General features: G+C 36.7%; 31 protein-coding genes. 25 read left to right on the forward strand and 6 right to left on the reverse strand.

The window, feature by feature from the left end; genetic code table 11:
* Positions 1 to 19 precede the first annotated feature (19 nt).
* Positions 20 to 811 carry an SDR family NAD(P)-dependent oxidoreductase gene (locus JOC83_RS02335; protein WP_205184762.1) on the forward strand — a complete coding sequence of 264 codons (792 nt, stop codon included), beginning with the start codon at positions 20 to 22 and terminating at the stop codon, positions 809 to 811.
* Positions 812 to 942: 131 nt separating this feature from the next.
* On the opposite strand, the gene JOC83_RS02340 is transcribed toward JOC83_RS02335, so the two are convergent.
* On the reverse strand, positions 943 to 1146 hold the full coding sequence (locus JOC83_RS02340; protein WP_205183180.1) for a YqzH family protein: 204 nt from the start codon (positions 1144 to 1146) through the stop codon (positions 943 to 945).
* An 80-nt stretch (positions 1147 to 1226) separates the two neighbouring features.
* The gene (locus tag JOC83_RS02345; protein WP_205183182.1) at positions 1227 to 1439 is read right to left on the reverse strand and encodes a CDGSH iron-sulfur domain-containing protein; all 213 of its coding nucleotides are present in this window, start codon (positions 1437 to 1439) and stop codon (positions 1227 to 1229) included.
* Between the two features lie 142 nt (positions 1440 to 1581).
* Here JOC83_RS02345 and JOC83_RS02350 point away from each other — a divergent pair, with 142 nt between their 5' ends.
* A complete protein-coding gene (locus JOC83_RS02350; RefSeq protein WP_205183185.1) occupies positions 1582 to 1911 on the forward strand; it encodes an iron-sulfur cluster biosynthesis family protein in 330 nt (109 codons plus the stop codon).
* Between the two features lie 4 nt (positions 1912 to 1915).
* On the opposite strand, the gene JOC83_RS02355 is transcribed toward JOC83_RS02350, so the two are convergent.
* Positions 1916 to 2827, reverse strand: a complete 912-nt coding sequence (locus tag JOC83_RS02355; protein WP_205183188.1) for an alpha/beta hydrolase — start codon at positions 2825 to 2827, stop codon at positions 1916 to 1918.
* A gap of 126 nt (positions 2828 to 2953) precedes the next feature.
* Complete coding sequence (locus JOC83_RS02360; RefSeq protein ID WP_205183191.1) at positions 2954 to 3853, reverse strand: hydroxymethylglutaryl-CoA lyase; 900 nt, start codon at positions 3851 to 3853, stop codon at positions 2954 to 2956.
* A gap of 172 nt (positions 3854 to 4025) precedes the next feature.
* On the opposite strand from JOC83_RS02360, the gene JOC83_RS02365 reads away from it, so the two are divergent.
* The 4 genes from JOC83_RS02365 (at position 4026) to JOC83_RS02380 (ending at position 7033) form a co-directional block, all read left to right on the forward strand.
* The gene (locus JOC83_RS02365; RefSeq protein WP_205183194.1) at positions 4026 to 5213 is read left to right on the forward strand and encodes an acetyl-CoA C-acetyltransferase; all 1188 of its coding nucleotides are present in this window, start codon (positions 4026 to 4028) and stop codon (positions 5211 to 5213) included.
* A gap of 137 nt (positions 5214 to 5350) precedes the next feature.
* Positions 5351 to 6040 carry a CoA transferase subunit A gene (locus JOC83_RS02370; protein ID WP_205183197.1) on the forward strand — a complete coding sequence of 230 codons (690 nt, stop codon included), beginning with the start codon at positions 5351 to 5353 and terminating at the stop codon, positions 6038 to 6040.
* 20 nt (positions 6041 to 6060) lie between these two features.
* Positions 6061 to 6729 (forward strand): CoA transferase subunit B, encoded by a 669-nt coding sequence (locus tag JOC83_RS02375; RefSeq protein ID WP_205183199.1) that lies wholly within the window; start codon positions 6061 to 6063, stop codon positions 6727 to 6729.
* Positions 6730 to 6805: 76 nt separating this feature from the next.
* A complete protein-coding gene (locus JOC83_RS02380; protein ID WP_205183202.1) occupies positions 6806 to 7033 on the forward strand; it encodes a YqkE family protein in 228 nt (75 codons plus the stop codon).
* 79 nt (positions 7034 to 7112) lie between these two features.
* Here the strand turns inward: JOC83_RS02380 and JOC83_RS02385 are convergent, their stop codons facing one another.
* Both JOC83_RS02385 and mciZ read right to left on the reverse strand, forming a co-directional pair.
* Positions 7113 to 8033, reverse strand: a complete 921-nt coding sequence (locus tag JOC83_RS02385) for an aldo/keto reductase (protein ID WP_205183204.1) — start codon at positions 8031 to 8033, stop codon at positions 7113 to 7115.
* Positions 8034 to 8146: 113 nt separating this feature from the next.
* Positions 8147 to 8287: a Z-ring formation inhibitor MciZ gene (mciZ, locus tag JOC83_RS02390; RefSeq protein ID WP_205183206.1), complete on the reverse strand. Its 141-nt coding sequence runs from the start codon at positions 8285 to 8287 to the stop codon at positions 8147 to 8149.
* Between the two features lie 71 nt (positions 8288 to 8358).
* Between mciZ and JOC83_RS02395 the strand changes: the two genes are divergently transcribed.
* The 19 genes from JOC83_RS02395 (at position 8359) to JOC83_RS02485 (ending at position 23332) form a co-directional block, all read left to right on the forward strand.
* The gene (locus tag JOC83_RS02395) at positions 8359 to 8910 is read left to right on the forward strand and encodes an NUDIX hydrolase (protein WP_205183208.1); all 552 of its coding nucleotides are present in this window, start codon (positions 8359 to 8361) and stop codon (positions 8908 to 8910) included.
* 93 nt (positions 8911 to 9003) lie between these two features.
* Positions 9004 to 9648, forward strand: coding sequence for a stage II sporulation protein M (gene spoIIM, locus JOC83_RS02400; protein WP_205183210.1), 645 nt, complete (start codon positions 9004 to 9006; stop codon positions 9646 to 9648).
* Positions 9649 to 9759: 111 nt separating this feature from the next.
* A complete protein-coding gene (fur, locus tag JOC83_RS02405) occupies positions 9760 to 10227 on the forward strand; it encodes a ferric iron uptake transcriptional regulator (protein ID WP_205183212.1) in 468 nt (155 codons plus the stop codon).
* Positions 10228 to 10438: 211 nt separating this feature from the next.
* Complete coding sequence (locus JOC83_RS02410; RefSeq protein WP_205183214.1) at positions 10439 to 10666, forward strand: YqzK family protein; 228 nt, start codon at positions 10439 to 10441, stop codon at positions 10664 to 10666.
* A 6-nt stretch (positions 10667 to 10672) separates the two neighbouring features.
* Complete coding sequence (gene xerD / locus JOC83_RS02415; RefSeq protein WP_205183216.1) at positions 10673 to 11566, forward strand: site-specific tyrosine recombinase XerD; 894 nt, start codon at positions 10673 to 10675, stop codon at positions 11564 to 11566.
* A gap of 244 nt (positions 11567 to 11810) precedes the next feature.
* Positions 11811 to 12995 (forward strand): phosphopentomutase, encoded by a 1185-nt coding sequence (deoB, locus tag JOC83_RS02420; protein ID WP_205183218.1) that lies wholly within the window; start codon positions 11811 to 11813, stop codon positions 12993 to 12995.
* Positions 12996 to 13015: 20 nt separating this feature from the next.
* Positions 13016 to 13840, forward strand: a complete 825-nt coding sequence (locus tag JOC83_RS02425) for a purine-nucleoside phosphorylase (RefSeq protein WP_205183220.1) — start codon at positions 13016 to 13018, stop codon at positions 13838 to 13840.
* 24 nt (positions 13841 to 13864) lie between these two features.
* On the forward strand, positions 13865 to 15169 hold the full coding sequence (locus JOC83_RS02430; protein ID WP_205183223.1) for a pyrimidine-nucleoside phosphorylase: 1305 nt from the start codon (positions 13865 to 13867) through the stop codon (positions 15167 to 15169).
* Between the two features lie 211 nt (positions 15170 to 15380).
* Entirely contained in the window at positions 15381 to 16547 is a 1167-nt protein-coding gene (locus tag JOC83_RS02435; RefSeq protein WP_205183226.1) for a D-alanyl-D-alanine carboxypeptidase family protein, read from the forward strand.
* Between the two features lie 106 nt (positions 16548 to 16653).
* Positions 16654 to 17004 (forward strand): anti-sigma F factor antagonist, encoded by a 351-nt coding sequence (spoIIAA, locus tag JOC83_RS02440; protein WP_205183229.1) that lies wholly within the window; start codon positions 16654 to 16656, stop codon positions 17002 to 17004.
* A complete protein-coding gene (gene spoIIAB / locus JOC83_RS02445; protein WP_205183231.1) occupies positions 17004 to 17447 on the forward strand; it encodes an anti-sigma F factor in 444 nt (147 codons plus the stop codon). Before spoIIAA ends, spoIIAB begins: the two co-directional genes overlap by 1 nt.
* A gap of 13 nt (positions 17448 to 17460) precedes the next feature.
* Positions 17461 to 18219, forward strand: coding sequence for an RNA polymerase sporulation sigma factor SigF (gene sigF, locus JOC83_RS02450; RefSeq protein WP_205183235.1), 759 nt, complete (start codon positions 17461 to 17463; stop codon positions 18217 to 18219).
* A gap of 168 nt (positions 18220 to 18387) precedes the next feature.
* Complete coding sequence (locus tag JOC83_RS02455) at positions 18388 to 19008, forward strand: stage V sporulation protein AA (protein ID WP_205183240.1); 621 nt, start codon at positions 18388 to 18390, stop codon at positions 19006 to 19008.
* A complete protein-coding gene (locus JOC83_RS02460) occupies positions 18998 to 19420 on the forward strand; it encodes a stage V sporulation protein AB (protein WP_205183243.1) in 423 nt (140 codons plus the stop codon). Before JOC83_RS02455 ends, JOC83_RS02460 begins: the two co-directional genes overlap by 11 nt.
* Before the next feature lie 17 nt (positions 19421 to 19437).
* A complete protein-coding gene (gene spoVAC, locus JOC83_RS02465; RefSeq protein ID WP_205183246.1) occupies positions 19438 to 19896 on the forward strand; it encodes a stage V sporulation protein AC in 459 nt (152 codons plus the stop codon).
* Between the two features lie 17 nt (positions 19897 to 19913).
* Positions 19914 to 20930 carry a stage V sporulation protein AD gene (gene spoVAD / locus JOC83_RS02470; RefSeq protein WP_205183248.1) on the forward strand — a complete coding sequence of 339 codons (1017 nt, stop codon included), beginning with the start codon at positions 19914 to 19916 and terminating at the stop codon, positions 20928 to 20930.
* A complete protein-coding gene (gene spoVAE, locus JOC83_RS02475) occupies positions 20931 to 21281 on the forward strand; it encodes a stage V sporulation protein AE (protein ID WP_205183251.1) in 351 nt (116 codons plus the stop codon).
* 10 nt (positions 21282 to 21291) lie between these two features.
* Positions 21292 to 21864: a stage V sporulation protein SpoVABEA gene (gene spoVAEA / locus JOC83_RS02480; protein WP_205183254.1), complete on the forward strand. Its 573-nt coding sequence runs from the start codon at positions 21292 to 21294 to the stop codon at positions 21862 to 21864.
* On the forward strand, positions 21851 to 23332 hold the full coding sequence (locus JOC83_RS02485) for a spore germination protein (RefSeq protein ID WP_205183256.1): 1482 nt from the start codon (positions 21851 to 21853) through the stop codon (positions 23330 to 23332). The genes spoVAEA and JOC83_RS02485 overlap by 14 nt, the downstream gene beginning before the upstream one ends.
* The last annotated feature ends 127 nt before the right edge of the window (positions 23333 to 23459 follow it).

Below are 23459 nucleotides of genomic sequence, written 5' to 3' on the forward strand. Positions count from 1 at the left end.
TGAGGTGGTCATAGTGAGTATTCAATCATTAAAAAACAAAAACGTAGTCATTACCGGAGCATCGGGAGGATTAGGTGAAAAAATAGCGTATGAAGTAGCAAAGCGTGGTGGAAACGTCGTGTTAATTGCACGTACAGAAGAGAAGCTACGTGTGGTTGCAGCAAAAATTCAGCGTCAGTATAAAACAAGCTGCTATACATATGAATTAGATGTGAGTCACATTGAAAATGTTCAACGTACGTTCACGCAAATTAAAAAAAAAATTGGTTCGATTGATGTGCTAGTTAACAATGCAGGTTTTGGTATTTTTGAGTCAGTCGAAGATGCCAAAATGGAAGATATTGAAGCCATGTTTCAAGTAAATGTGCTAGGGTTAATTGCGTGTACGAAGATGGTATTACCAGACATGGTGAAACGAAATAAAGGCCAAATAATAAACATCGCTTCTCAAGCAGGAAAATTAGCTACTCCCAAATCAAGTGGCTATGCGGCAACGAAGCATGCAGTTTTAGGTTTTACCAATAGCTTAAGAATGGAACTTTCTAAAACAAATGTGTATGTCACAGCTGTCAATCCAGGTCCTATTCAAACGGATTTTTTTACCATCGCTGATACATCGGGAAATTACACAAAAAGTGTGGAAAAATTTATGTTAAATCCGGATGTAGTGGCTAAAAAAGTTGTTGATGCTATGATTAAGAAAAAAAGAGAAATTAATTTACCAGGTTGGATGGGGATGGGTTCTACACTTTATCAGCTTGCCCCACGATTAGTAGAAAAACTAGCTGGAAATGCTTTTCATCGAAAGTAAGAGAACGGAATGAAAATACTTTTCCTAATTCAACATACAAAAGAAGCTGAGCAAAACAGAGGCGAGCCTGCCCCTTTTTGTCTCAGCCTTTTTATTTACTAATTTGTTATCTGAAATAAAACTGCTTTTCTTCACCATATACTTCCATTATCGGTTAAGTAATCGTACACGACATCGTTAATAATTTCGTATAGATCGTTACTTGACTCAAGTTGTTTTTTTTCGATGACTTTATCGTAAAGGTGATGATGTTCAGAAGTAGTTAACGAAATAGATTCATGACCATAATGAGACAAGCAATTTAAAAGCATTTTTTGAATTAGTAATCGATCCATACATTCACCTCATTAAGGACCATTATACATGAGATGATAAGAATAAAATACGGTTATAGACGGTGTGGTGTGTTATATGATTACTCATCTAACACTTGTTTAGCGCGTACACAGGAATCAAACTTTCCTTTATGATTACCATCACAAAAAGGCATTTTCGTTGAAAGACCACATCGGCAAAGAGAGAAGGTTTGTTTTGTTTCAAATACATTTCCATCTGCATCAATTAACTCTACATCCCCTGTTACACGAAAAGATCCGTTATCGTTTACTTTAATTTGAACTTTTGACATACATGTTCCTCCTAAGTGGAAAATAATAGAATGTACTATCTATATTACGCATAGTGCTCTGGATTTTCAACTTGTCTTAAATATTCGTAAGAAAAGAAAAACTATACTATACTGTAAGGGAAGTGGAAAGGAAGGGACAAAGATGAAGATTACATTTACAGAAAAAGCGATTGAAAAAATGGAACAACTATTTCCTCAAAATGAAAATGAGTTAGTGAAACTTAAATATGATACTGATGGATGTGGGTGCGTGGTGAGTGGGGTAACAGCCTTGTGGATTATCGATGAAGCAGATGAAGGCGACGTTAAAATTGAAACAAATTTCCGCCCTGTATTTGTTGAAAAAAACAAACAAGTGTTTTTAGATGATAACATGACGATTGACTATGTAGAGACTGCCAATACATTTATGCTCAAATGCCCTAGTCAAATTTTAAATCCTCGCATGTCACTCATTAATAAAATAAGCTGAACTCCTAGGAGTTCAGCTTATTTTGTTGCAAGAATGCATCAACTACGTTCTCATATTCTTCTGGATTGTCTGCATAGGAGCGGGCATGAGTACCAAGTGGTGCTAGAAATAATTGTTTAGGCTCTTCTTTTTTATCATAAAGTTCTTTTGTCATGCGAGGTAAAATGTATGAATCTTCTTCACTATGAATAAATAGAATAGGCTCTTTAATTTGATCAATGATTTGAATAGGAGAGACATCTCTGAACGAATACCCATCTCTTACCTTTAAGAATAGGTTGGCAATCGGCATAACCAGCTGTTTTGGTAAGCGAAAATCCTCTTTCAATCGGTATGATAATTGTTCTTCAAAGTCAGAAAAAGGACAATCAGCAATATAAAATGTTGCCCCGTCTTCTACTAAACCTGCGTATAACAAGGTTGTGACTGCACCCATCGATTCACCATGTATCCCAAGTGTAATATCTTGTCCAAATTGCTCTTTTGTCCAATTGACAATCGTTTGTAAATCAAATTTTTCATAATGGCCGTAACTCGTTGTTTTTCCTTCTGATAAGCCATGACGACGATGGTCATACAAAATGATATTCCATCCACGGTTTAAAAAGAGGTTCATATATTTTACAGAATTGATGGAGTGCACCGTAACTCCATGACAAAAAATAATAAATCGTTTATCATCATTTTGCTTAATAACTGTACCAGACAACTGATAGCCAAAAGAAGATGGAATGGTAAATGATTGTTTTGGGAGATTATGATAAAGCTGTTCTTGATAAAATCCTTCTGATGTCTCTCGTTCAATCAATTCGTCATCTGTTTTTTTCTTAATATACATCAGTCGGTTTGTAAAAAAGATACCAACGGTTAAAATATAGCCAATGATGACACCAATTAATAAGAACCATTTTTTCATTGTCTTAACTCCTTGTGAAAAACGTGACATAATATGTAAAGATACTCATATTGTAGCATTTTTACATAAAAGAAGGAACTAAGTGATCGGCATCATCTAATTGAAAAATTGCTTAAAAATAGTGTTCTATTGCAAAGAAACAGGCTTTAAGGCAAAGTGCTTGCTGTCAATTTTACGGGATACATACGGAGCAATAAATGACACAGCTTCTAATAGCTTAGATGAATCAATATTTGTTTCAATTCCCATCTCATGTAACATAAACACGACGTCCTCTGTTGCGACATTTCCAGTGGCACCTTTTGCAAAAGGACATCCTCCAAGTCCACCAGCAGATGAATCAAATCGCGAAGTCCCAGCTTGTAAAGCAGCGTAAATATTTGCGATAGCCATTCCTCTTGTATCATGAAAATGAGCTGTTAATAAGACCTCAGGAAATAACTGATTTAGTTTTAAAAATAGTGAATACACGTCTTTGGGGTTAGCCATTCCAATCGTATCAGCGACACTAAGTTCATCAACGCCAGCTTCTACAAATTGCTTACAAAGAGCAATCGTATCTTCTTCCTTCATTTTTCCTTCATATGGGCAGTAAAAGGAGGTTGAAATGCAAGCACGAACAAACGTGTTTTCTTCTTTAAGATTTTGAATGATTGGAACAAGTTCTTGCATACTCTCTTTAGTCGTTTTGTTAATATTCTTTTTGTTAAAAGTGTTACTTACACCGACAAATACTGCAACTGCTTGACAATGTAACTCTTTTGCTAGTTCAACGCCTTTTTGATTCGGAGCTAATACGATGTTTCTGAGCGAGTCAGAGCAAGCAGAAACGACTTCTTTCGCATCTTTCATTTGTGGCACCCATTTTGGTGAAACGAAAGACGTAACCTCCATTTCAGTAAATCCTGCTTGTTTTAACAAGTTAATAAACGTAATTTTCGCTTCAGTTGGTACAAACTGCTTTTCATTTTGCAGACCATCGCGTGGTCCAACTTCAATAATGGTGACAGCTTTAGGTAAAGTCATAAATTCATTTCCTCCTCAACAAAAATGATAACGCTTACTTAATAACTAGTTTAATTTATAATTTTAGGAATTCAATAAAAAATATAAATTTTGACAAAATAAGAGGAATTTCTGATAAGTCGTCGAATAGGTATACTGACAGTTATCAAACAGTAAGGAGTTGTTTTACGACATGAGTCAAACAGATGTAGTTATTGTAAGTGCTGTGCGAACTGCAATCGGCAGCTTTGGGGGAAGTTTACAAAATGTTTCTGCAACAACTTTAGGAGGCACTGTAATTAAAGAGGCTTTAAACAAAGTAGGTCTAACAGGTGCTGAGGTAGACGAAGTAATAATGGGAAATGTCTTACAAGCAGGCTTAGGACAAAATCCAGCTCGTCAAGCGGCTCTTGCTGCAGGTGTACCTGAGACGGTTTCTTCTTTAACAATTAATAAAGTGTGTGGATCAGGACTAAAGGCGGTTCACTTAGCGACACAAGCGATCCTTGCTGGAGATGCTGATGTAATTGTAGCTGGTGGAATGGAAAATATGAGTCAAGCACCTTATTTATTACAAGGTGCCCGAAATGGCTATAAAATGGGTGATCAAAAAGTCGTTGATAGCATGATTAAAGATGGGCTATGGTGTGCGTTTAACGATTATCATATGGGTGTTACAGCTGAAAATTTATGTGAAAAATATAACATTTCAAGAGAAGAGCAAGACGAATTTGCTGCTTTAAGTCAGCAAAAAGCAGAGGCTGCAATTGAATCTAATCGATTTACAGATGAAATTGTACCAGTAGAAGTTCCAGGACGTAAAGGGCAGGTTACAATCGTTGCAAAAGATGAATTTCCTCGTTATGGTACAACTGCTGAAGGCTTAGGGAAACTACGTCCTGCATTTAAAAAAGATGGTTCTGTAACAGCGGGTAACGCTTCTGGTATTAATGATGGAGCTGCTGCTGTTGTCGTTATGAGCCGTAAGAAAGCAGAAGAATTAGGATTACAACCACTTGTAACAATTAAAGCAAATGCAAGTGCTGGTGTTGACCCAAGTATTATGGGAATTGGGCCTGTAAGTGCAGTGAAAAAAGCATTAGAAAAAGCAGCTGTTCAACTAGCGGATATGGACTTAGTAGAAGCGAATGAAGCCTTTGCTGCTCAATCGATTGCTGTGGATCGTGAGTTGCATTTTGATAAAGAAAAGCTGAATGTGAACGGTGGCGCTATTGCTCTAGGACATCCAATTGGAGCAAGCGGTACACGTGTATTAGTAACACTTATCCATGAGATGCAAAAACGTGATGCAAAACTTGGTCTAGCAACATTATGTATTGGTGGCGGACAAGGTGTAGCAACAATTGTTGAAAAAGCATAATCAATCATTATAAAAAATGAATGGTAATCTTCTGTAAAAAGAAGGTTACCATTCATTTATGAATATAAAGTGGAATATTGTATCTTAACGAATACTTTTAATTCCTAAAAGAAAGCGTTTTCAAAAGGAGTGGGACGATGAAACAAGTACATACATCTTTTATAGAAGCAGTAAAGGATATTCATGATGGCGCCACGATTATGGTGGGTGGATTTGGTCTGTGTGGAATTCCAGAGAATTTAATTTTGGCTCTTGTTGAAACAGGGGTAAAAGATTTGACGGTTATTTCAAATAACTGTGGAGTAGATGATTGGGGACTAGGTTTATTACTAAAAAATAAGCAGATTAAAAAAATGGTCGGTTCTTACGTAGGTGAGAATAAAGAATTTGAGCGACAAGTGCTTTCGGGAGAAATTGAAGTAGAGTTGTTACCTCAAGGAACACTTGCAGAAAAAATTCGCGCAGGTGGTGCTGGTATCCCAGCATTTTATACACCAGCTGGAGTGGGTACACCAGTTGCAATGGGGAAAGAGACGCGTGTATTCGATGGAAAGGAATATGTTCTTGAAGAGGCGCTAGTTGCAGATTTTAGCTTAGTCAGAGCTTGGAAAGCAGATCACATGGGGAATTTAATTTATAACAAAACAGCTCGAAACTTTAGTCCAATGATCGCTGCAGCTGGAAAAGTAACCATTGCAGAGGTGGAAGAATTATATGAAACAGGAGCACTAGATCCAAATATGATTCATACGCCAAGTGTATATGTGCAATCACTTATTGTTGGAAAGCAAGAAAAGCGTATTGAGCGTTTAACAGTTCAACAGTAACGGAAAGGGGAAGGTACACGATGATTAAAGACGGTGTGAAAGTAAGAGAGAAGATTGCAAAGCGTGCTGAAAGAGAAATTGAAAATGGCTTTTATGTTAATTTAGGGATTGGTATTCCTACTTTAGTAGCAAATTATATTTCAGGCGATAAAACAGTCGTCCTACAATCTGAGAATGGATTATTAGGAATTGGTCCATATCCAAAAGAAGAAAATGTAGATCCAGACTTAATCAACGCAGGTAAAGAAACGGTGACAGCTATTCCAGGTGCCGCTTATTTTGATAGCGCAGAGTCCTTTGGCATGATTCGTGGGGGGCATATTAATCTAGCTATTCTTGGAGGAATGGAAGTAGCAGAGAACGGTGATTTAGCTAACTGGATGATTCCAGGGAAAATGATTAAAGGAATGGGCGGGGCAATGGACCTTGTTCATGGAGCAAAGCGTATTATTGTTATTATGGAACATGTAAATAGAAAAGGTGAGCCTAAGATTTTAAAAGAATGTACGCTTCCATTGACAGGACAAGGAGTTGTAAATCGTATTATTACAGACCGTGCTGTCATCGATGTGACCGCAGAGGGGTTAAAACTAATTGAAGTAGCAACAGGATATACGATTGAAGAAGTAATCGCTTCAACAGAACCTAAGCTAATCGTTGACGACACCGTAAAAGTAGACGCGTACTAATTGTTAATTTCTTTCTGATTTGTCGTGCCTTATGATATACTATCTTAAACATCAATGGTGTGAGTGAGGGGTTATCATGGCAAAGCAAAAGAAAACAGAAGACAGATTAAGTTTAAAAGATCAGCTAGATACAAGCTTGCTTGAACAGCTGAAGCAAAAAAAGCAAGCATTACAAGCAAAAGAAGTAAAAAAGCAAGAAGAAGAACAGAAAAAGCGTGAAGAAGCACGTAAGAAGGCTGAGAAGAATAAGACCTTTGAACAGCTTCTAAGTGAAAGCGACTTGAACTGGAAACAATATAAATAAACTAATTAAAACCCCCTGTCTCTATGATTTCATCAAATTGATGAATAGAGTGACAGGGGGTTTTGTTGAATTGCGTCTATTAGCGATGACTAGTATAGGTTAGTGATTTAGATAATACCTGAATGGCCTTGTATTCTTCGTCTGTTAGTGTTGACTGATTAATAGCCTCAACATTTTCTTTGAGTTGTTGCATGCTACTTGCTCCTGCTATTACAGAAGCAACGACTGGAGAATGTAAGCAATAATGTAAGGCAGTTGCATTTAGTGATTCGTGTGTATGAAGGCGTTGAAGTTCTGGAAGTAACTGTGACAACTCGTTGCTTGAGTAATCTAAATAACCTTTCTCGTTAAATGACTCCTTGAACTTCTTCATACCTTTATTTGTTAACAATCCTTTTCCAACAGGTCCACGTGCTACAATGCTTATTTTATTTTCTTGAAGAAGAGGCATTACAGTTTCTTCAGGTCGGCGATCTAAAATGCTATATTGCATCATAACGCTCACAATAGAGGATTTTTCTACATATTCACGAATGACATTTGGTCGAATGGAAGAGATTCCATAATAGCGAATGACGCCTTCTTTCTTTAAATCTTCAAATGCTTCAATTGTCTCATCAATGTTATCTTCAATTGTACCTCCATGAAGTTGATACAAATCGATATAGTCTGTTTGAAGTCGCTGTAAGCTATCTTTGACGGCTTTTTTTATGTATGACTTTGAAGGGTCCCAACTCCATCCGTCTTTGTCTTTATTCCATTTGTTTCCTACTTTTGTAGCTAAAATTAAGTCGTTTCTTTTCTCTTTTATCGCTTTTCCAACAAACTCTTCATTTAATCCAAAATCATATAAATCAGCTGTATCTAAATAGTTAATTCCTTGATCAACTGCAGCATCAATGATAGTAGTAGCTTGATGCTCATCTTTCCCTAGAGACATACATCCTAATCCTAACTTGCTTACATATAAATCTGACGTTCCAAGTTGGCGTTTCTCCACTTTTCTCACTCCTAAAGCAATGATTTGTTTCATCTCTTTTATTGTAGCTTGAAGTGAACGAGGAACTCAAATTTCAGCGTTTAGCTAAAAAGAAAAGAGCTAACAATAAGCTGTTAGCTCTTTTCTTTTTGGTGAATATGCTCAATCCATTCATCCATATATTCAAAGTGTTGGCTATATTCTTTTAGCTTTTGGCGAATTTCCCATGCTTTTCCTATTAAAATAATTTGCTTTTCTTGTACATAAACTTTCATTTGTTCTACCCCCTAAACGTCGTATGATAGAATATATGTAGCAATGAAAAAAATAGAACGAGGTGTATAAAATGAAACATTTAATAGAAAAAACACTATCATCTAAGAGGATTTTTCAAGGACGTGTGATTGATCTCTACCATGAAGAAGTCGAGTTACCTAATGGAAAAACGAGTAAGCGAGAAATTGTCAAACACCCTGGTGCAGTAGCGGTAATTGCCATGACGGATGATCATAAAATGGTGATGGTCAAGCAATATCGGAAAGCAATGGATCGTATTCTCGTTGAAATTCCTGCAGGTAAGCTTGAACAAGGAGAAGAACCAATTGAGACAGCTAAAAGAGAGTTAGAAGAAGAGACAGGTTATACGTGTGACTCGTTACGTCACATTATTTCTTTCTACACGTCTCCTGGATTTGCTGATGAACTTGTACACCTTTACCTTGCGGAAGAACTGAAAGTAATGGAAACAAAAGCAGAATTAGATGAAGATGAGTTTGTTGACGTTTTACACCTTTCATTAGAAGAAGCATTAACCTATATTCAAACACAACAAATTTACGATGCAAAAACAGCTTATGCCGTACAATACTTACAATTGAGAAGTGCGATAGGAGAGTAGAACAACGCTTTCTCTATCATAAATTTTTGTTGCGGACTCATATATAAAACCTTCTATCATATACTCTACTAAGAGATTAATAGGAGGATACCTATGAAGAAGAGACCGTTTCAAAGAGCGTCTATTTCCCATTTTCGTGAGAATAGTTCTATTTATTTATTTGTTTTGATTTTGTTTTTAATGGGTGTTATTTTTGGTGCCATTGTTGTCAATAGTTTAAGCTTAGAGCAAAAGCAGGATTTGTATTTCTATTTGAATCGTTTCTTTGGACAGGTGCTAGCAGGAGAAGTAGCAAGTAGTTCTGAAATGTTTCAGCAAAGCTTTTTTCATAACCTAAAGTATTTAGGCTTTATCTGGTTGTTAGGTATCTCAATTATTGGTTTACCAGTTGTGCTCGTATTGTTGTTTTTAAAAGGAATGGTCATTGGATTTACTGTTGGTTTTTTGGTAAACCAAATGGGGCTACAAGGGTTTGCCGTTTCGTTCGTGTCCATCATGCCTCAAAATATCTTTTTGATTCCTGCGTTTATTGTTCTATCAACTGTGTCGGTGGCTTTTTCGTTAAAGTTAATCAGACAGCAATTTTTTAAAGGGATAAACGAGCCTGTTTCTTCAGCTTTTTTGCGTTATAGTATGACAATGGTTGCTGTGGTCATTCTCATCGCTTGTGCATCAACGATTGAAGCATATGTATCGCCTTTATTGATGAAAACCGTCATGACAGGTATTCAAAAATAATAATAATTATTAAATAATAATATTTATTTTTGTTTAATTGTAATGATTTTATTTTGACACTTCCCTTACATTTGATATAATAGGTAGGTAGTGGCGAGGGAGGGAATGTTGATGGAAAGTAGAGTTGAAAGAATAAAGCAGCAGTTGCACTCAGCCAGTTATAAATTAACACCTCAACGTGAGGCGACTGTGAGAGTACTCCTTGAACATGAAGAGGACCATTTGAGTGCTGAAGATGTTTATCTCCTCGTCAAGGAAAAATCCCCAGAAATTGGGCTTGCAACTGTATATCGAACGTTAGAATTGCTTACAGAATTAAAAGTTGTAGATAAAATTAACTTTGGTGATGGGGTATCACGCTATGATCTTCGTAAAGAAGGAGCAGCACATTTTCATCATCACTTAGTGTGTATTGAGTGTGGTTCGGTCGATGAAATTCAAGAAGATTTACTTGAAGACGTAGAAGAGATTGTGGAAAAGCAATGGAAATTTAAAATTAAAGATCATCGCTTGACATTCCATGGTATCTGTTATCGTTGCCATGATGATGATGATCAAAATAATGACGATGCAAATTAAAGCAAAACCTTTTCCATTGAGGAGAAGGTTTTCTTCATTTTTACATAATAAATAGAAAGCATTGTTCCTATGCCTATCCTTTATAAGATAGAAGTATCGAAAAGACATCTGTTTTTCAATCTTTTCATCTTTAGATTACCTGTAATAGCATGTATAAAACCTGTCCATGTTGGCATATCTTCTAATAAGTAATGACAATGGAGGATATAACATGAAATCATGGATGGAATTATTATATAATACTTGTAAAGTGTTTGTTCTATTTACAGGATTTACGGTACTGTTTTATTATGGAATGATTTGGGTTCATAAAGAATACGAGAGCTATCAAAGATATGAAGAACCTAAAGGGGCGGCCATAAAAGTGATGAGCATGCAAATTGACGAGGAGAAAACATGGTTGCAGCGACTATTAATGTTTTATCAAAATGGGGAGTAGAGTACATTGAAGGATCAAATTCAAGATTTTATCCATTACTTAGTAGTAGAGAGAGGATTGGCTAAAAATACGATAGATTCATATGAGCGAGACTTGAAAAAGTATGTACAATTTTTACAGAGCGTAGAGCAACTTCAAACGGTTAACGAGGTATCTCGAACACATATTGTATCGTTTTTACGTTATTTAAAGGACCAACAAAAATCGTCTAAAACAATTGCTAGACACATTGCTTCTATTCGTTCGTTTCATCAGTTTTTATTGAGGGAAAAAGTAGCTGAACAAGATCCAACCGTTCATATTGAAACTCCTCAATTAGAACGAAAGTTACCTAAAGTCTTATCAACAGAAGAAGTGGATGCATTACTTTCATCTTCCAACACTCGTACACCTCTAGGGATAAGAGACAAAGCGATGCTTGAAGTGTTATATGCAACAGGAATTCGCGTATCTGAATTAGTTAATCTGAATATATCAGACGTACATCTCACAATGGGCTTTATTCGTTGTCTAGGAAAGGGTAACAAAGAGCGAATTGTACCGATTGGACGGATGGCTACAGAGATGATTAGTACGTATTTAAATCAAGCTCGCCCAGCATTAACAAAACAGCGAAGTGTAGATGAATCTTTGTTTGTAAATCATCATGGAAAGCGACTGACACGCCAAGGCTTTTGGAAGATTTTGAAAAAACTTGCAAGAGAAGCACGAATTGAAAAAGAGTTAACTCCTCACACATTACGTCATTCTTTTGCTACACATTTATTAGAAAACGGTGCAGATTTGAGGGCGGTTCAAGAAATGCTAGGACACGCCGATATTTCTACTACTCAAATTTATACTCATGTAACAAAAACTCGGTTAAAAGATGTGTATAATCAATTTCATCCGAGAGCGTAATGATCATTTAGCCTACTTTTTAACGATTTCGTAGAGGAAGCTTAGTTGTCAATAGGCTTCATAAAGGCGAATAAAAAGGTAGGCTTTATGTATTTTTTGTAACCGCTTTTAAAAAGATGTACAAATGAATTGAAAACATTTATACTTAGGTTGTCAGACTTCTGACGTGTTAGAGTTTTGATTAAATGAATATGAAGTGGGAAAGTTACAACTAAAAGGTTTAAATAATGGAGGGAACACATAGATGTCTACTCATACATATAAGCGTATTTTTTTAATTGTGATGGATTCAGTTGGAATCGGTGAAGCGCCTGACGCTGCAAAGTTTAACGATGAAGGTGCTGATACATTAGGCCACATTGCTGAACATAGAGGTGGCTTACATATGCCAAATATGGCGAAGTTAGGATTAAGTAACATTCGAGAAATTAAAGGGATTGAAAAGGCAGAACAACCTTTAGGTTACTATACAAAAATGCAGGAAGTATCTGCTGGAAAAGATACAATGACAGGTCATTGGGAAATTATGGGGTTGAGAATTGATACACCTTTCAATGTTTTCCCAGACGGGTTTCCACCAGAGCTTATTTCACAATTAGAAGAAAAAACGGGACGTAAAATTATCGGTAATAAGCCAGCTTCAGGAACAGAGATTTTAGATGAGCTAGGCGAAGAGCACATGAAAACAGGTGACTTAATTGTTTACACATCTGCAGACTCTGTTCTTCAAATTGCTGCTCATGAAGACATTGTACCAATTGATGAGCTTTATAAAATCTGTGAAATTGCTCGAGAGTTGACACTCGATGACCCTTACATGATTGGACGTGTAATTGCTCGCCCATTTTTAGGTGAACCAGGCAACTTCCAACGCACATCTAATCGTCATGATTATGCGCTAAAACCATTCGGTCGTACAGTCATGAATGAATTAAAAGATAATAATCTTGATGTTATCTCAATTGGTAAAATTGCCGATATTTATGATGGCGAAGGAGTTACACAATCTTTAAGAACAAAGTCTAATATGGATGGAATGGACAAGTTAGTAGATACATTAAACATGGACTTTACAGGATTAAGCTTTGTTAATCTTGTTGATTTTGATGCGCTATTTGGACACCGTCGCGATCCACAAGGATATGGAGATGCACTAGAAGAATACGATGAAAGACTAACAGGAGCTTTAGAGTTATTAAAAGAAGATGATTTATTGATCATTACAGCTGATCATGGAAATGACCCTATTCACCATGGAACAGATCATACGAGAGAATACGTTCCATTATTAGTGTATAGCCCAAGTATGAAAGTAGGAAAAGAGTTACCAATTCGCGAAACGTTCGCTGATATTGGTGCCACAATAGCCGAAAACTTTAACGTTACACTACCAAAGCACGGAAAAAGTTTTTTAAAAGAATTAAATTAATAATTGAGGGAGAGATATAAATGGATCGTCAATTAATTGCAAAGTCAGCTCAATTTATTCAAGAAAAATATGAAACAACACCCAAAGTTGGATTAATTCTAGGATCAGGATTAGGTGTCTTAGCAGATGAAATTCAAGACGCTGTGAAAATTCCTTATAATGAAATTCCAGAATTCCCGATTTCAACTGTAGAAGGACATGCAGGACAGCTTGTACTTGGGACGATTCATAATGTTCCAGTTGTAGCGATGCAAGGTCGTTTTCATTTCTATGAGGGATACGGATTAGACAAAGTAACATTCCCTGTACGTGTAATGAAAGAGCTAGGAGTTCAAACGTTAATCGTAACGAATGCAGCGGGTGGAGTAAATGAATCCTATGAGCCAGGAGATTTAATGATCATTAGTGACCATATTAATAATTTTGGTACAAATCCATTAATTGGACCAAACGATTCTACTTTAGGTGTACGCTTCCCAGATATGTCAGAGGCTTACTGCAAAAATCTTCGTGCATTAGCAAAAGATGTAGCGAGTAAATTAACGATTCATGTACAAGAAGGTGTATATGTAGGAAATACAGGTCCAACATACGAAACACCTGCTGAAGTACGTATGTTACGTACATTAGGAGGAGATGCAGTTGGAATGTCAACAGTACCAGAAGTAATTGTAGCTCGTCATGCAGGTATGAAGGTATTAGGTATTTCTTGTATCTCTAATATGGCAGCGGGTATTCTTGATCAACCATTACATCACGATGAGGTAATTGAGACAACAGAAAAAGTAAAGCAGCAATTCTTATCCCTTGTAAAAGAGTTAGTAAAAGAAATTCCAAATCATTAATTAAAAGAGAAGGGGTTATCAATCATGAGAATGGTGGATTTAATTCAGAAGAAGCGAGATGGACAAGAGTTATCTACAGAAGAAATTCAAATGATTATTAAAGGTTTTACCGATGGTTCAATTCCAGATTATCAAATGAGTGCATTTGCAATGGCTACTTATTTTCAAGGAATGTCTGAACAAGAACGCGCTGATTTAACAATGGCGATGGTTGAATCTGGAGATGTAATTGACCTTTCAGAAATTGAAGGAGTGAAAGTAGATAAACATAGTACAGGTGGTGTTGGTGATACAACAACATTAGTGCTTGCTCCTCTCGTGGCAGCAGTAGGGGTTCCAGTTGCTAAGATGTCAGGTCGTGGTCTAGGTCATACAGGTGGTACAATTGACAAATTAGAGGCTGTTCCTGGATTTCATGTAGAAATTGATAAACAACAGTTTATTGATTTAGTGAATAAAAATAAAGTGGCTGTTATTGGTCAAACAGGTAACTTAACACCTGCTGATAAAAAGCTATATGCATTGCGTGATGTAACGGCAACAGTAAATAGCATTCCTCTTATTGCAAGCTCTATTATGAGTAAGAAGATTGCAGCAGGAGCAGATGCGATTGTATTAGATGTAAAAACAGGTGCTGGTGCATTTATGAAAGATTTAGACGATGCAAAAGAACTGGCACAAGCAATGGTAAACATCGGAAACAACGTTGGACGTGAAACAATGGCTGTCATTTCTGATATGAGTCAGCCGCTTGGATTCGCTATTGGAAATGCATTAGAGATTCAAGAAGCGATTGATACGTTAAAGGGTGAAGGACCGAAAGATTTAGAGGAGCTTTGTTTAGCACTAGGAAGCTACATGGTCTATCTTGCTAAGAAAGCAGATAGCCTAGAGCAAGCTCGTGAAATGTTAGAAGAAGTAATCAAAAATGGTAAAGCGCTTGAAGCATTAAAAGTATTTTTAAGTGCTCAAGGTGGAGACGGCTCTGTTGTTGATGACCCTTCTAAATTACCACAAGCAGAATATGTGATTGATCTTGAAGCAAAAGAAGATGGTTATGTATCTGAGATTATTGCCGATTCAATTGGAACAGCCGCAATGCTCTTAGGAGCAGGACGTGCAACAAAAGAGTCTGAAATTGACTTGGCAGTAGGTTTGATGTTGAGAAAGAAAATTGGTGACGCAGTAAAAGCTGGAGATGCACTTGTTACCATTTATAGTAATCAAGATCAGATTGAAGATGTAAAAGAAAAAATTTACAACAGCATTAAAATCTCGAAAGACAAAGTGGAAGCACCACCGCTTGTTTATGGGACAATCGAGAAATAAATATAGAAAAAAGCGCAAAGAGCTTACAGCTCTTTGCGCTTTTTATTTGATAAAAAATGTTTTCTGCTCTCAAGCACACTAGCTGCTTTTGTGCAAAGTGAATAGAAAGAAAGAGAAGAGGCATTATTTCGTATTGTCACAAAATAATGATTGTATAAATAATGACTTCATTGGAAAAAATAGGAGGTATAAAGAATGGAGGTTTGTGGAGATGAGACGATTTTTAATGATAATGGTACTCACGACTTTTTTATTTCCACTTATATCGCAACCTGTTTTAGCTAATGAAAAGTCTACATCAGAGTTAGCCGATAAAGCGAAATCTGCAGTTTTAGTTGAGCGAGATACCGGAGAAATATTATACGACAAGAATAGCAATGAGCAACTTCCTCCTGCTAGTATGACTAAAATTATGACAATGATTTTAATCATGGAAGCACTTGATACTGGAAAAATAACGATGACAGAAAAAGTTCGCACAAGTGAGTATGCGGCATCAATGGGTGGATCGCAAATTTTCCTTGAACCAGGCGAAGAAATGACCGTCAATGAAATGCTAAAAGGAATTGCAATTGGATCAGGGAATGATGCATCTGTTGCAATGGCCGAGCATATTGCAGGCTCAGAAGAAGCATTTGTCAAAATGATGAATGATAAGGTACAGGAGTTAGGATTAAAGAATACAAAGTTTCAAAATCCAACTGGATTACCAACAAGTAACCATTATAGCACTTCGTATGATATGGCTATGATGGCAAAAGAGTTATTAAAGTATGAAGATATTACAAATTACACAGGTAAATACGAAGATTATTTAAGAGAAAAAACAGATAAGAAGTTTTGGCTTGTTAATACAAATCGACTGGTAAAGTTTTACGATGGTGTAGATGGTGTGAAAACAGGTTATACATCAGAAGCAAAATATTGTTTAACTGCTACAGCGAAAAAAGGCAACATGCGTGTTATTGCAGTTGTGTTCGGAGCAGACACACCGAAAGATCGAAACTCACAAATTACAAAAATGCTTGATTATGCATTTAGTCAATATGAAACATCACCTGTTCATGAAAGAGATGCTGTAATTGCAAAAGCACAAGTAAATAAGGGGCATAAAAAAGAAGTAAATGTTGTGACATCTGAACCTATCTCTGTTCTGTTGAAAAAAGGTGCTTCAGCAAAAGAGATTACAACAGAAGTGAAATTAAAGAAAACCATTCATGCTCCTATTCAAAAAGGCGATGAGATTGGGACTATTGTTATTAAAAAGAAAAATGATGTGCTCAGTACGTCTCCACTTGTGGCTGGTGAAGAAATTAAAGAAGCGTCATGGTGGCAGTTATTTAAACGAAGCTTCTCTATCTTTACGCAGTCTTCATAATAGAACTGCTAAAATTGCCGAAATTCTACTAGTTTTGTCATCTAGAAGGAATCCATCTTTTAAATAGCGAAAGACTGACTATACGATTGCGAGGAGGGTTTGTACAGTGAGTCTTTCTGTTGATTTAGAATTAAAGCAAGATGTGTTGCTCGTACGTTTAGGTGGGGAATTAGATCATCATACAGCTGATCACCTAAGACAAAAGATTACAGAGGTATTAGAGCAAGGAAGCGTTCATCATATTTTATTAAATTTAGAAAATCTCACTTTTATGGATAGCTCGGGATTAGGAGTTATTCTAGGGCGTTATAAGCAAATTCGAAACAATGGCGGAGAAATGGTTGTGTGCTCAATTTCTCCATCAATTGAACGTTTATTTGATATGTCTGGTTTGTTCAAGATTATTAAATTGGAACTAGATGAGCAAAATGCATTGCAAAAATTGGGGGTGGCATAATGAAAAACGAAATGCACCTTCAATTTTCTGCGTTAAGTCAGAATGAATCATTCGCTCGTGTAACAGTTGCGGCATTTGTCACACAGCTTGATCCAACAATGGATGAAATTACTGAAATTAAAACAGTTGTATCAGAAGCTGTTACAAACGCCATTATTCATGGGTATGAAAGCAAATCTACAGGAACGGTCTATATATCGGTTTTCTTGCATGATGAAGGAATGGTAGAAATTACGATTAAAGACGAAGGTATTGGCATTGATGACGTAGATGAAGCAAAACAACCACTTTTTACAACAAAGCCAGACTTAGAGAGATCAGGAATGGGCTTTACCATTATGGAAAACTTTATGGATGAAATTCATGTAGAATCAAGTGTGTTAAATGGAACAACGGTTTATTTAAAAAAGCATTTAGCAAAAAGCAAAGCGCTTTGTAATTAAGGGAGACTTGCCTATGGATGTGGAGGTCAAACAAGATAAGAGTGAAAGCTATTTAAAAGATAATGAAGTGAAAGAGTTGATTAAGCGTAGTCAACAAGGTGATCAACAAGCGAGAGATACGATTGTGCAAAAAAATATGAGGCTCGTTTGGTCTGTTGTTCAACGATTTATTAATCGTGGATATGAACCAGACGACCTTTTCCAAATAGGATCAATTGGCTTGTTGAAATCTGTTGATAAATTTGATTTGTCTTATGACGTTAAATTTTCAACCTATGCTGTTCCAATGATTATTGGTGAAATTCAACGCTTCATTCGTGATGATGGAACCGTAAAGGTTAGCCGTTCTTTAAAAGAAATGAGCAATAAAATTCGAAAAGCAAAAGATGAACTTTCTAAAAGCTTAGGACGGGTACCTACGGTTGTTGAAGTAGCAGAATTCTTAGATTTATCGCCAGAAGAAGTGGTATTAGCGCAAGAAGCAAATCGAGCTCCCTCTTCAATTCATGAAACAGTTTACGAAAATGATGGTGATCCTATTACACTACTTGATCAAATTGCCGATCACCAAGAAACAAGATGGTTTGATAAAATTGCTTTAAAAGAAGCAATTGAGGGACTAGATGATCGCGAGCGTCTAATTGTCTATTTACGATATTATAAAGATCAAACTCAATCAGAAGTTGCATCCAGGTTAGGCATCTCACAAGTACAAGTGTCGAGGCTTGAAAAGAAAATTCTTAAACAAATGAAAGCTCGAATGGAAGGTTAACGCCAATAGTTATGTAGCCTAAAGGTGTTGCGAAGAACTAAAAAGTTCTTTGCGACACCTTTTTTGTATTTATGGAAATTAATGGTTGTTAACCTGTTGTATTAGATAATGGAAGGAAATACATACTACACCTACAAGGGTGATAACGATTTTTGAGGTGTGATGCTGATGGAACAAACGGTTTACTTAAGAATGAGACATCGTGTGCAAGTACATCCAAATGAAACTGTTGTAGTAGGTCAGATTGCAATGATTGTGGCAGACGAAGAAATAAAACAGCGAATTGAAGGTACTGTCATTCGTCGAGTAAACATGAGTGATAAAAACATTGTCATCATTGACTTAATGAAAGTAATTAATGAGCTAAATAGTCAATTTAAAAACCTTTCAATTCAAACAGTCGGCCCTTCGCAAACCATTATAGAAGTAGTCTATCGAAAAAGAAACTATTCTTTTCCTCTCTTTATTGCTGTATGGCTTTTACTATTTATAGGTGCTTCATTGGCTATTATGAATTTTCATGAAGATGTGAGTATGCGAGCAGTTCATCAAAAAATCTTTTATATGCTAACAGGAATACGCGATGAAAAGCCATTACTGTTACAAATTCCGTATTCTATAGGTTTAGGCTTAGGGATGGTGTTGTTTTTTAATCATTTATTTAGAAAAAGAATTAATGAAGAGCCAAGTCCTCTTGAAGTAGAAATGTTTAATTATCAACAAGATTTAGATCAATACGTAATTATGAACGAAAACAAAGAAAGCATGAAGCATATCGATGATCGCTAGTATATTACTCACGGCTTTGATTGGATTTGCAGGAGGGCTTGCAGTAGGTGGTGGCTTTGTCGCTTTTTTAACCGTGTTGGGTGTCATTCCTAGACTTATGCAGTTGACGAAAACAATGAAATATATTCAGGCCTATGAGTGGGCAGTAATTAGTGGTGCAGTCCTAGGAGGATGGGCAGCTCTTCATGATTACACATGGCGATTTCCGACTATTGTCATTATAGTGGTTGGATTAGCGAGTGGTACATTTATTGGAATGCTGGCTGCCGCTCTTACAGAAGTGCTTAATGTATTACCTATTTTAGCGAAAAGAATTGGGATTGCAGATAAAATTGTTATTTTGTTAATGGCAATCGTATTTGGAAAAATATTTGGTTCATTATTTCATTGGGTCTATTTTGTAGATCAGTGATAAGGAGGGCATGATTTATGCCGAAGCAGAAAAAGTTAAAAGATAATTATAAAGAAAATATTAAGCCATTTCAGCCTAAGCCCCCGTACGTATCAAACTGTATTAAGGCTTTTATTGTAGGAGGAATCATTTGTACCATTGGAGAAGCCATTCAAAATTTTTATATAACCTTTTTTGATTTTAGTGAGAAGAATGCAGGAAACCCTACTGTTGCGACGCTTATCTTACTTTCAGCCCTTCTAACAGGGATAGGCATATATGACAAGATAGGACAGTTTGCGGGCGCTGGTTCTGCTGTTCCGGTTACAGGATTTGCTAACTCTATGACAAGTGCAGCATTAGAACATAAAAGTGAAGGAATTGTGTTAGGGGTAGCTACAAACATGTTCAAGTTAGCAGGGAATGTGATTGTATTTGGAGTCGTTGCAGCTTACGTAGTTGGAATTATACGTTACACATTACATTTACTTTGGTAGTGAAAGGAAGGGTATAAATGCGAAAGGTTGGAAAGCAAACATGGGTATATGAAAATAATATTTACATTGCTTCAACAGGAACAGCTGTAGGACCAAAAGAAGCAGATGGGCCACTTGGTCATACATACGATATTACACATAAGGAACTGCACTGTGATGCTGAGAATTGGGAGCTTGCAGAAAGAAAATTGATGAATGAATCCATTGATACTTGTTTGAAAAAAGTCAATTTAACGTATGAAGACATTGACCTCTTCCTAGCTGGTGATTTATTAAATCAAAATGTCACAGCTAATTTTGTAGCGCGTCATCATCAAATTCCATTTCTATGTATGTTTGGTGCATGCTCGACATCAATGGAAACGCTAGCAACAAGTGCAGCCCTTGTTGATGCGGGGTTTGCTAATCACGTTTTAGCATCTGCTAGTAGTCACAACGCAACAGCTGAAAGGCAGTTTCGATATCCAACCGAGTACGGAGGGCAAAAGCCAGATACTGCTACTTCTACAATTACGGGAGCAGGAACAGCTTTAGTTTCAAAAAATAAAGGATTAGTCAAATTAACAGCTGCAACGATTGGCAAAGTTGCTGATTATGGAATTAAAGATCCATTTGATATGGGTTCAGCCATGGCTCCTGCAGCAGCAGATACCATTCAACAACACTTTGTTGACTTGAATAGACAGCCTTCTGATTATGATTTAATTCTTACAGGGGATTTATCTGGTGTAGGAAGTCCAATTTTAAAGCAGTTATTAAAAGATGAAGGTTATGATGTCTCCAATAATCATAATGATTGTGGATTAATGGTGTATCGTCCAGACCAAAATGTATTTGCGGGTGGAAGTGGCTGTGGATGCTCTGCGGTTGTGACATATGGTCATATTTTAAACGAGTTAATAGAAGGAAAGTTAAAGCGAGTCTTTGTTGTAGCAACAGGTGCACTGTTAAGTCCAACAATGATTCAGCAAAAAGAGTCGATTCCAACAATTGCTCATGGTGTAGTAATGGAGCATATAGGGGGAGGAATGTAAATGGACTATGTAATTGCTTTTGTCGTAGGGGGAGCTATTTGCATTGTTGGTCAGTTACTTTTAGACTTTGCTAAATTAACACCAGCTCACGTTATGAGCTCGTTTGTTGTGGCAGGTGCAATCCTTGATGGATTTGGGATTTACGATAAGTTTATTGAATTTGCAGGTGCAGGCGCAACCGTTCCCATTACAAGCTTTGGTCATTCTCTTTTACACGGAGCCATGTCTCAATCAGAAGAACATGGATTCATTGGAATTGCGATGGGGATTTTTGAATTAACCTCTGCCGGGATTTCATCTGCTATCTTGTTTGCCTTTATGGTTGCACTTATTTTTAAGCCGAAAGGATAAGTGAATGTATATGGAAAAAAGACGGGTCATTATCGTAACAGATGGGGATGAATATGCAAGGAAAGCAATTGAATATGTTGCTAAAAAAGTTGGAGGACGCTGTATCTCAAGATCTCAAGGTAACCCTACGAGACTAACAGGGGAGCAAATCTTGAATTTTATTTTAGAAACCCCACATGACCCCGTTTTTGTAATGTTTGATGATAGTGGCTTTTTAGGAGAAGGCCCTGGTGAACAAGCATTGATGTATGTAGCAAAACATCCTCAAATCTTTGTGCTAGGTGTCATTGCTGTAGCATCAAAGACACATCAAAATGAATGGACAAAAGTGGATGTGAGTATAGACCGCTTCGGTGAGCTAACGGAGCATGGTGTAGATAAAAGTGGTATTCAAGAGCTAGAAATTGGAAGAATAAATGGTGACACCGTTTATTGTTTAGATGAATTGGATGTCCCTGTTATTGTAGGTGTAGGTGATATTGGGAAAATGGCTCGTAAAGATCATCCGAAATACGGTTGTCCTATTACCGAAAAAGCAGCCCAACTTATTTTAGAAAGGAGTGGATTTTATGACGACAAATGAAAAAAAGAAAACAAATATCTTTCCGAAAATTAAGCAAAACGATGATTGGTTTATTGAAAATGCTAGTATGATTACAAGCTTTGATGTTGGAGTTAGAAAATTACTTATTTTAGATCGAGAAGTACATATGTACTACGTAACGGGCCTTTGTGATAGCGCATATATTATTGAGATCGCAAAAGTACTTGTTCAAATTAATGATAATGAAGTTGAAAAAGCAAAGTTAAAAAGCATTGTTGAAAATCGTTTAATTCACCAGCAAGTAAAGCCGCTTAAAACGCTTGATGAGGGAATGGATACAATTTTATCCGGCCTTATTTTCGTGATTGTAGATGGAGAAGAAGAAGGATTTGAAGTGGATGTCCGTATGTATCCTGGAAGACAGCCACAGGAAGCGGATACAGAAAAAGTTATTCGTGGGGCCCGAGATGGATATACGGAAAATATTATTATCAATACAGCTTTAACTCGTCGTCGAATTCGTGATGGAAGACTACGTTTTGAAATTCATAAAGTAGGAGAGCGCTCAAAGATGGATGTTGCGATCGGGTACATTGATGGTATTGCAGATCCAGGTCTTGTTGAGCTAGTAACGAATGAAATTACGTCTATTAAAATTGATGGACTTCCTATGGCTGATAAATCAATAGAAGAGTTTATGGTAAAGCAAGGATTTAACCCCTTTCCATTAGTGAGATACACAGAGCGTCCTGATACTGCAGCAACACACCTATTAGAAGGTCATGTTATCATTATTACGGATACATCACCAAGTGTCATTATTACACCAACGACATTCTTTCACCATGTACAACATGCAGAAGAGTATAGGCAAGCACCATCTATCGGGACATTCATTAGATGGATTCGCTTCTTGGGAATTATGGCATCAGTATTTTTGCTACCATTATGGTTGCTGTTTGTTTTAGAGCCACAGCTATTGCCTTCAAACCTTCAGTTTATTGGGCCAAATGAACAAACAAACATTCCAACAGTTGTTCAAATTTTCTTGGCAGATATAGGGATTGAGTTTTTAAGGATGGCCGCCATTCATACGCCAACCCCATTAGCTACAGCAATGGGTCTTATCGCCGCCGCGTTAATTGGCCAAATTGCAATTGATGTAGGATTGTTTGTTCCTGAAGTTATTTTGTACGTAGCCATTGCCGCCATTGGTTCATTTGCAACCCCAAGTTATGAATTAGCAATTGCGCATAAAATGGTTCGATTAATCTTACTAATTGGAGTGGCACTTTTCCACACGCCAGGTTTTATCATCATTATTACACTATACATTCTATTCTTAGCAAGAATAAAGTCGTTAAATACACCATATTTATGGCCGTTTATTCCATTTAATCCTAAAGCAATGTGGCAAATTCTTATTCGTACATCTGTTCCGGGATCAGCTTCTCGTCCAAGTATTGTTCACCCACAAAATAAAGAACGTCAGCCTGCAAAACAATGATGTAAGAATGTGGTTGCAACGCCTTAAGAGTTGTGATAGATTTGTTTTAATTAAGTAAAGTGATAAATTCTAGACAGTTATCAGCGATGAGCTGCTAGCTGTCTTTTTTACACCATTAAATAAAGGG

The organism is Priestia iocasae, assembly GCF_016909075.1.
Taxonomy (GTDB): domain Bacteria; phylum Bacillota; class Bacilli; order Bacillales; family Bacillaceae_H; genus Priestia; species Priestia iocasae.

What these genes read in the sequence shown, in the direction of transcription:
- spoVAC (WP_205183246.1), top strand. Translation starts at nt 19,438, where the DNA reads ATGCCGAAGCAGAAAAAGTTAAAAGATAATTATAAAGAAAATATTAAG.
- JOC83_RS02375 (WP_205183199.1), top strand. Translation starts at nt 6,061, where the DNA reads ATGATTAAAGACGGTGTGAAAGTAAGAGAGAAGATTGCAAAGCGTGCT.
- JOC83_RS02345 (WP_205183182.1), bottom strand. Translation starts at nt 1,439, where the DNA reads ATGTCAAAAGTTCAAATTAAAGTAAACGATAACGGATCTTTTCGTGTA.
- sigF (WP_205183235.1), top strand. Translation starts at nt 17,461, where the DNA reads ATGGATGTGGAGGTCAAACAAGATAAGAGTGAAAGCTATTTAAAAGAT.
- spoVAD (WP_205183248.1), top strand. Translation starts at nt 19,914, where the DNA reads ATGCGAAAGGTTGGAAAGCAAACATGGGTATATGAAAATAATATTTAC.
- JOC83_RS02350 (WP_205183185.1), top strand. Translation starts at nt 1,582, where the DNA reads ATGAAGATTACATTTACAGAAAAAGCGATTGAAAAAATGGAACAACTA.
- JOC83_RS02455 (WP_205183240.1), top strand. Translation starts at nt 18,388, where the DNA reads ATGGAACAAACGGTTTACTTAAGAATGAGACATCGTGTGCAAGTACAT.
- JOC83_RS02395 (WP_205183208.1), top strand. Translation starts at nt 8,359, where the DNA reads ATGAAACATTTAATAGAAAAAACACTATCATCTAAGAGGATTTTTCAA.
- JOC83_RS02360 (WP_205183191.1), bottom strand. Translation starts at nt 3,853, where the DNA reads ATGACTTTACCTAAAGCTGTCACCATTATTGAAGTTGGACCACGCGAT.
- JOC83_RS02425 (WP_205183220.1), top strand. Translation starts at nt 13,016, where the DNA reads ATGGATCGTCAATTAATTGCAAAGTCAGCTCAATTTATTCAAGAAAAA.
- spoVAE (WP_205183251.1), top strand. Translation starts at nt 20,931, where the DNA reads ATGGACTATGTAATTGCTTTTGTCGTAGGGGGAGCTATTTGCATTGTT.
- JOC83_RS02355 (WP_205183188.1), bottom strand. Translation starts at nt 2,827, where the DNA reads ATGAAAAAATGGTTCTTATTAATTGGTGTCATCATTGGCTATATTTTA.
- JOC83_RS02380 (WP_205183202.1), top strand. Translation starts at nt 6,806, where the DNA reads ATGGCAAAGCAAAAGAAAACAGAAGACAGATTAAGTTTAAAAGATCAG.
- spoIIM (WP_205183210.1), top strand. Translation starts at nt 9,004, where the DNA reads ATGAAGAAGAGACCGTTTCAAAGAGCGTCTATTTCCCATTTTCGTGAG.
- JOC83_RS02485 (WP_205183256.1), top strand. Translation starts at nt 21,851, where the DNA reads ATGACGACAAATGAAAAAAAGAAAACAAATATCTTTCCGAAAATTAAG.
- JOC83_RS02435 (WP_205183226.1), top strand. Translation starts at nt 15,381, where the DNA reads ATGAGACGATTTTTAATGATAATGGTACTCACGACTTTTTTATTTCCA.
- JOC83_RS02430 (WP_205183223.1), top strand. Translation starts at nt 13,865, where the DNA reads ATGAGAATGGTGGATTTAATTCAGAAGAAGCGAGATGGACAAGAGTTA.
- spoIIAB (WP_205183231.1), top strand. Translation starts at nt 17,004, where the DNA reads ATGAAAAACGAAATGCACCTTCAATTTTCTGCGTTAAGTCAGAATGAA.
- mciZ (WP_205183206.1), bottom strand. Translation starts at nt 8,287, where the DNA reads ATGAAAGTTTATGTACAAGAAAAGCAAATTATTTTAATAGGAAAAGCA.
- fur (WP_205183212.1), top strand. Translation starts at nt 9,760, where the DNA reads ATGGAAAGTAGAGTTGAAAGAATAAAGCAGCAGTTGCACTCAGCCAGT.
- JOC83_RS02410 (WP_205183214.1), top strand. Translation starts at nt 10,439, where the DNA reads ATGAAATCATGGATGGAATTATTATATAATACTTGTAAAGTGTTTGTT.
- spoVAEA (WP_205183254.1), top strand. Translation starts at nt 21,292, where the DNA reads ATGGAAAAAAGACGGGTCATTATCGTAACAGATGGGGATGAATATGCA.
- JOC83_RS02340 (WP_205183180.1), bottom strand. Translation starts at nt 1,146, where the DNA reads ATGGATCGATTACTAATTCAAAAAATGCTTTTAAATTGCTTGTCTCAT.
- JOC83_RS02460 (WP_205183243.1), top strand. Translation starts at nt 18,998, where the DNA reads ATGATCGCTAGTATATTACTCACGGCTTTGATTGGATTTGCAGGAGGG.
- deoB (WP_205183218.1), top strand. Translation starts at nt 11,811, where the DNA reads ATGTCTACTCATACATATAAGCGTATTTTTTTAATTGTGATGGATTCA.
- JOC83_RS02370 (WP_205183197.1), top strand. Translation starts at nt 5,351, where the DNA reads ATGAAACAAGTACATACATCTTTTATAGAAGCAGTAAAGGATATTCAT.
- JOC83_RS02365 (WP_205183194.1), top strand. Translation starts at nt 4,026, where the DNA reads ATGAGTCAAACAGATGTAGTTATTGTAAGTGCTGTGCGAACTGCAATC.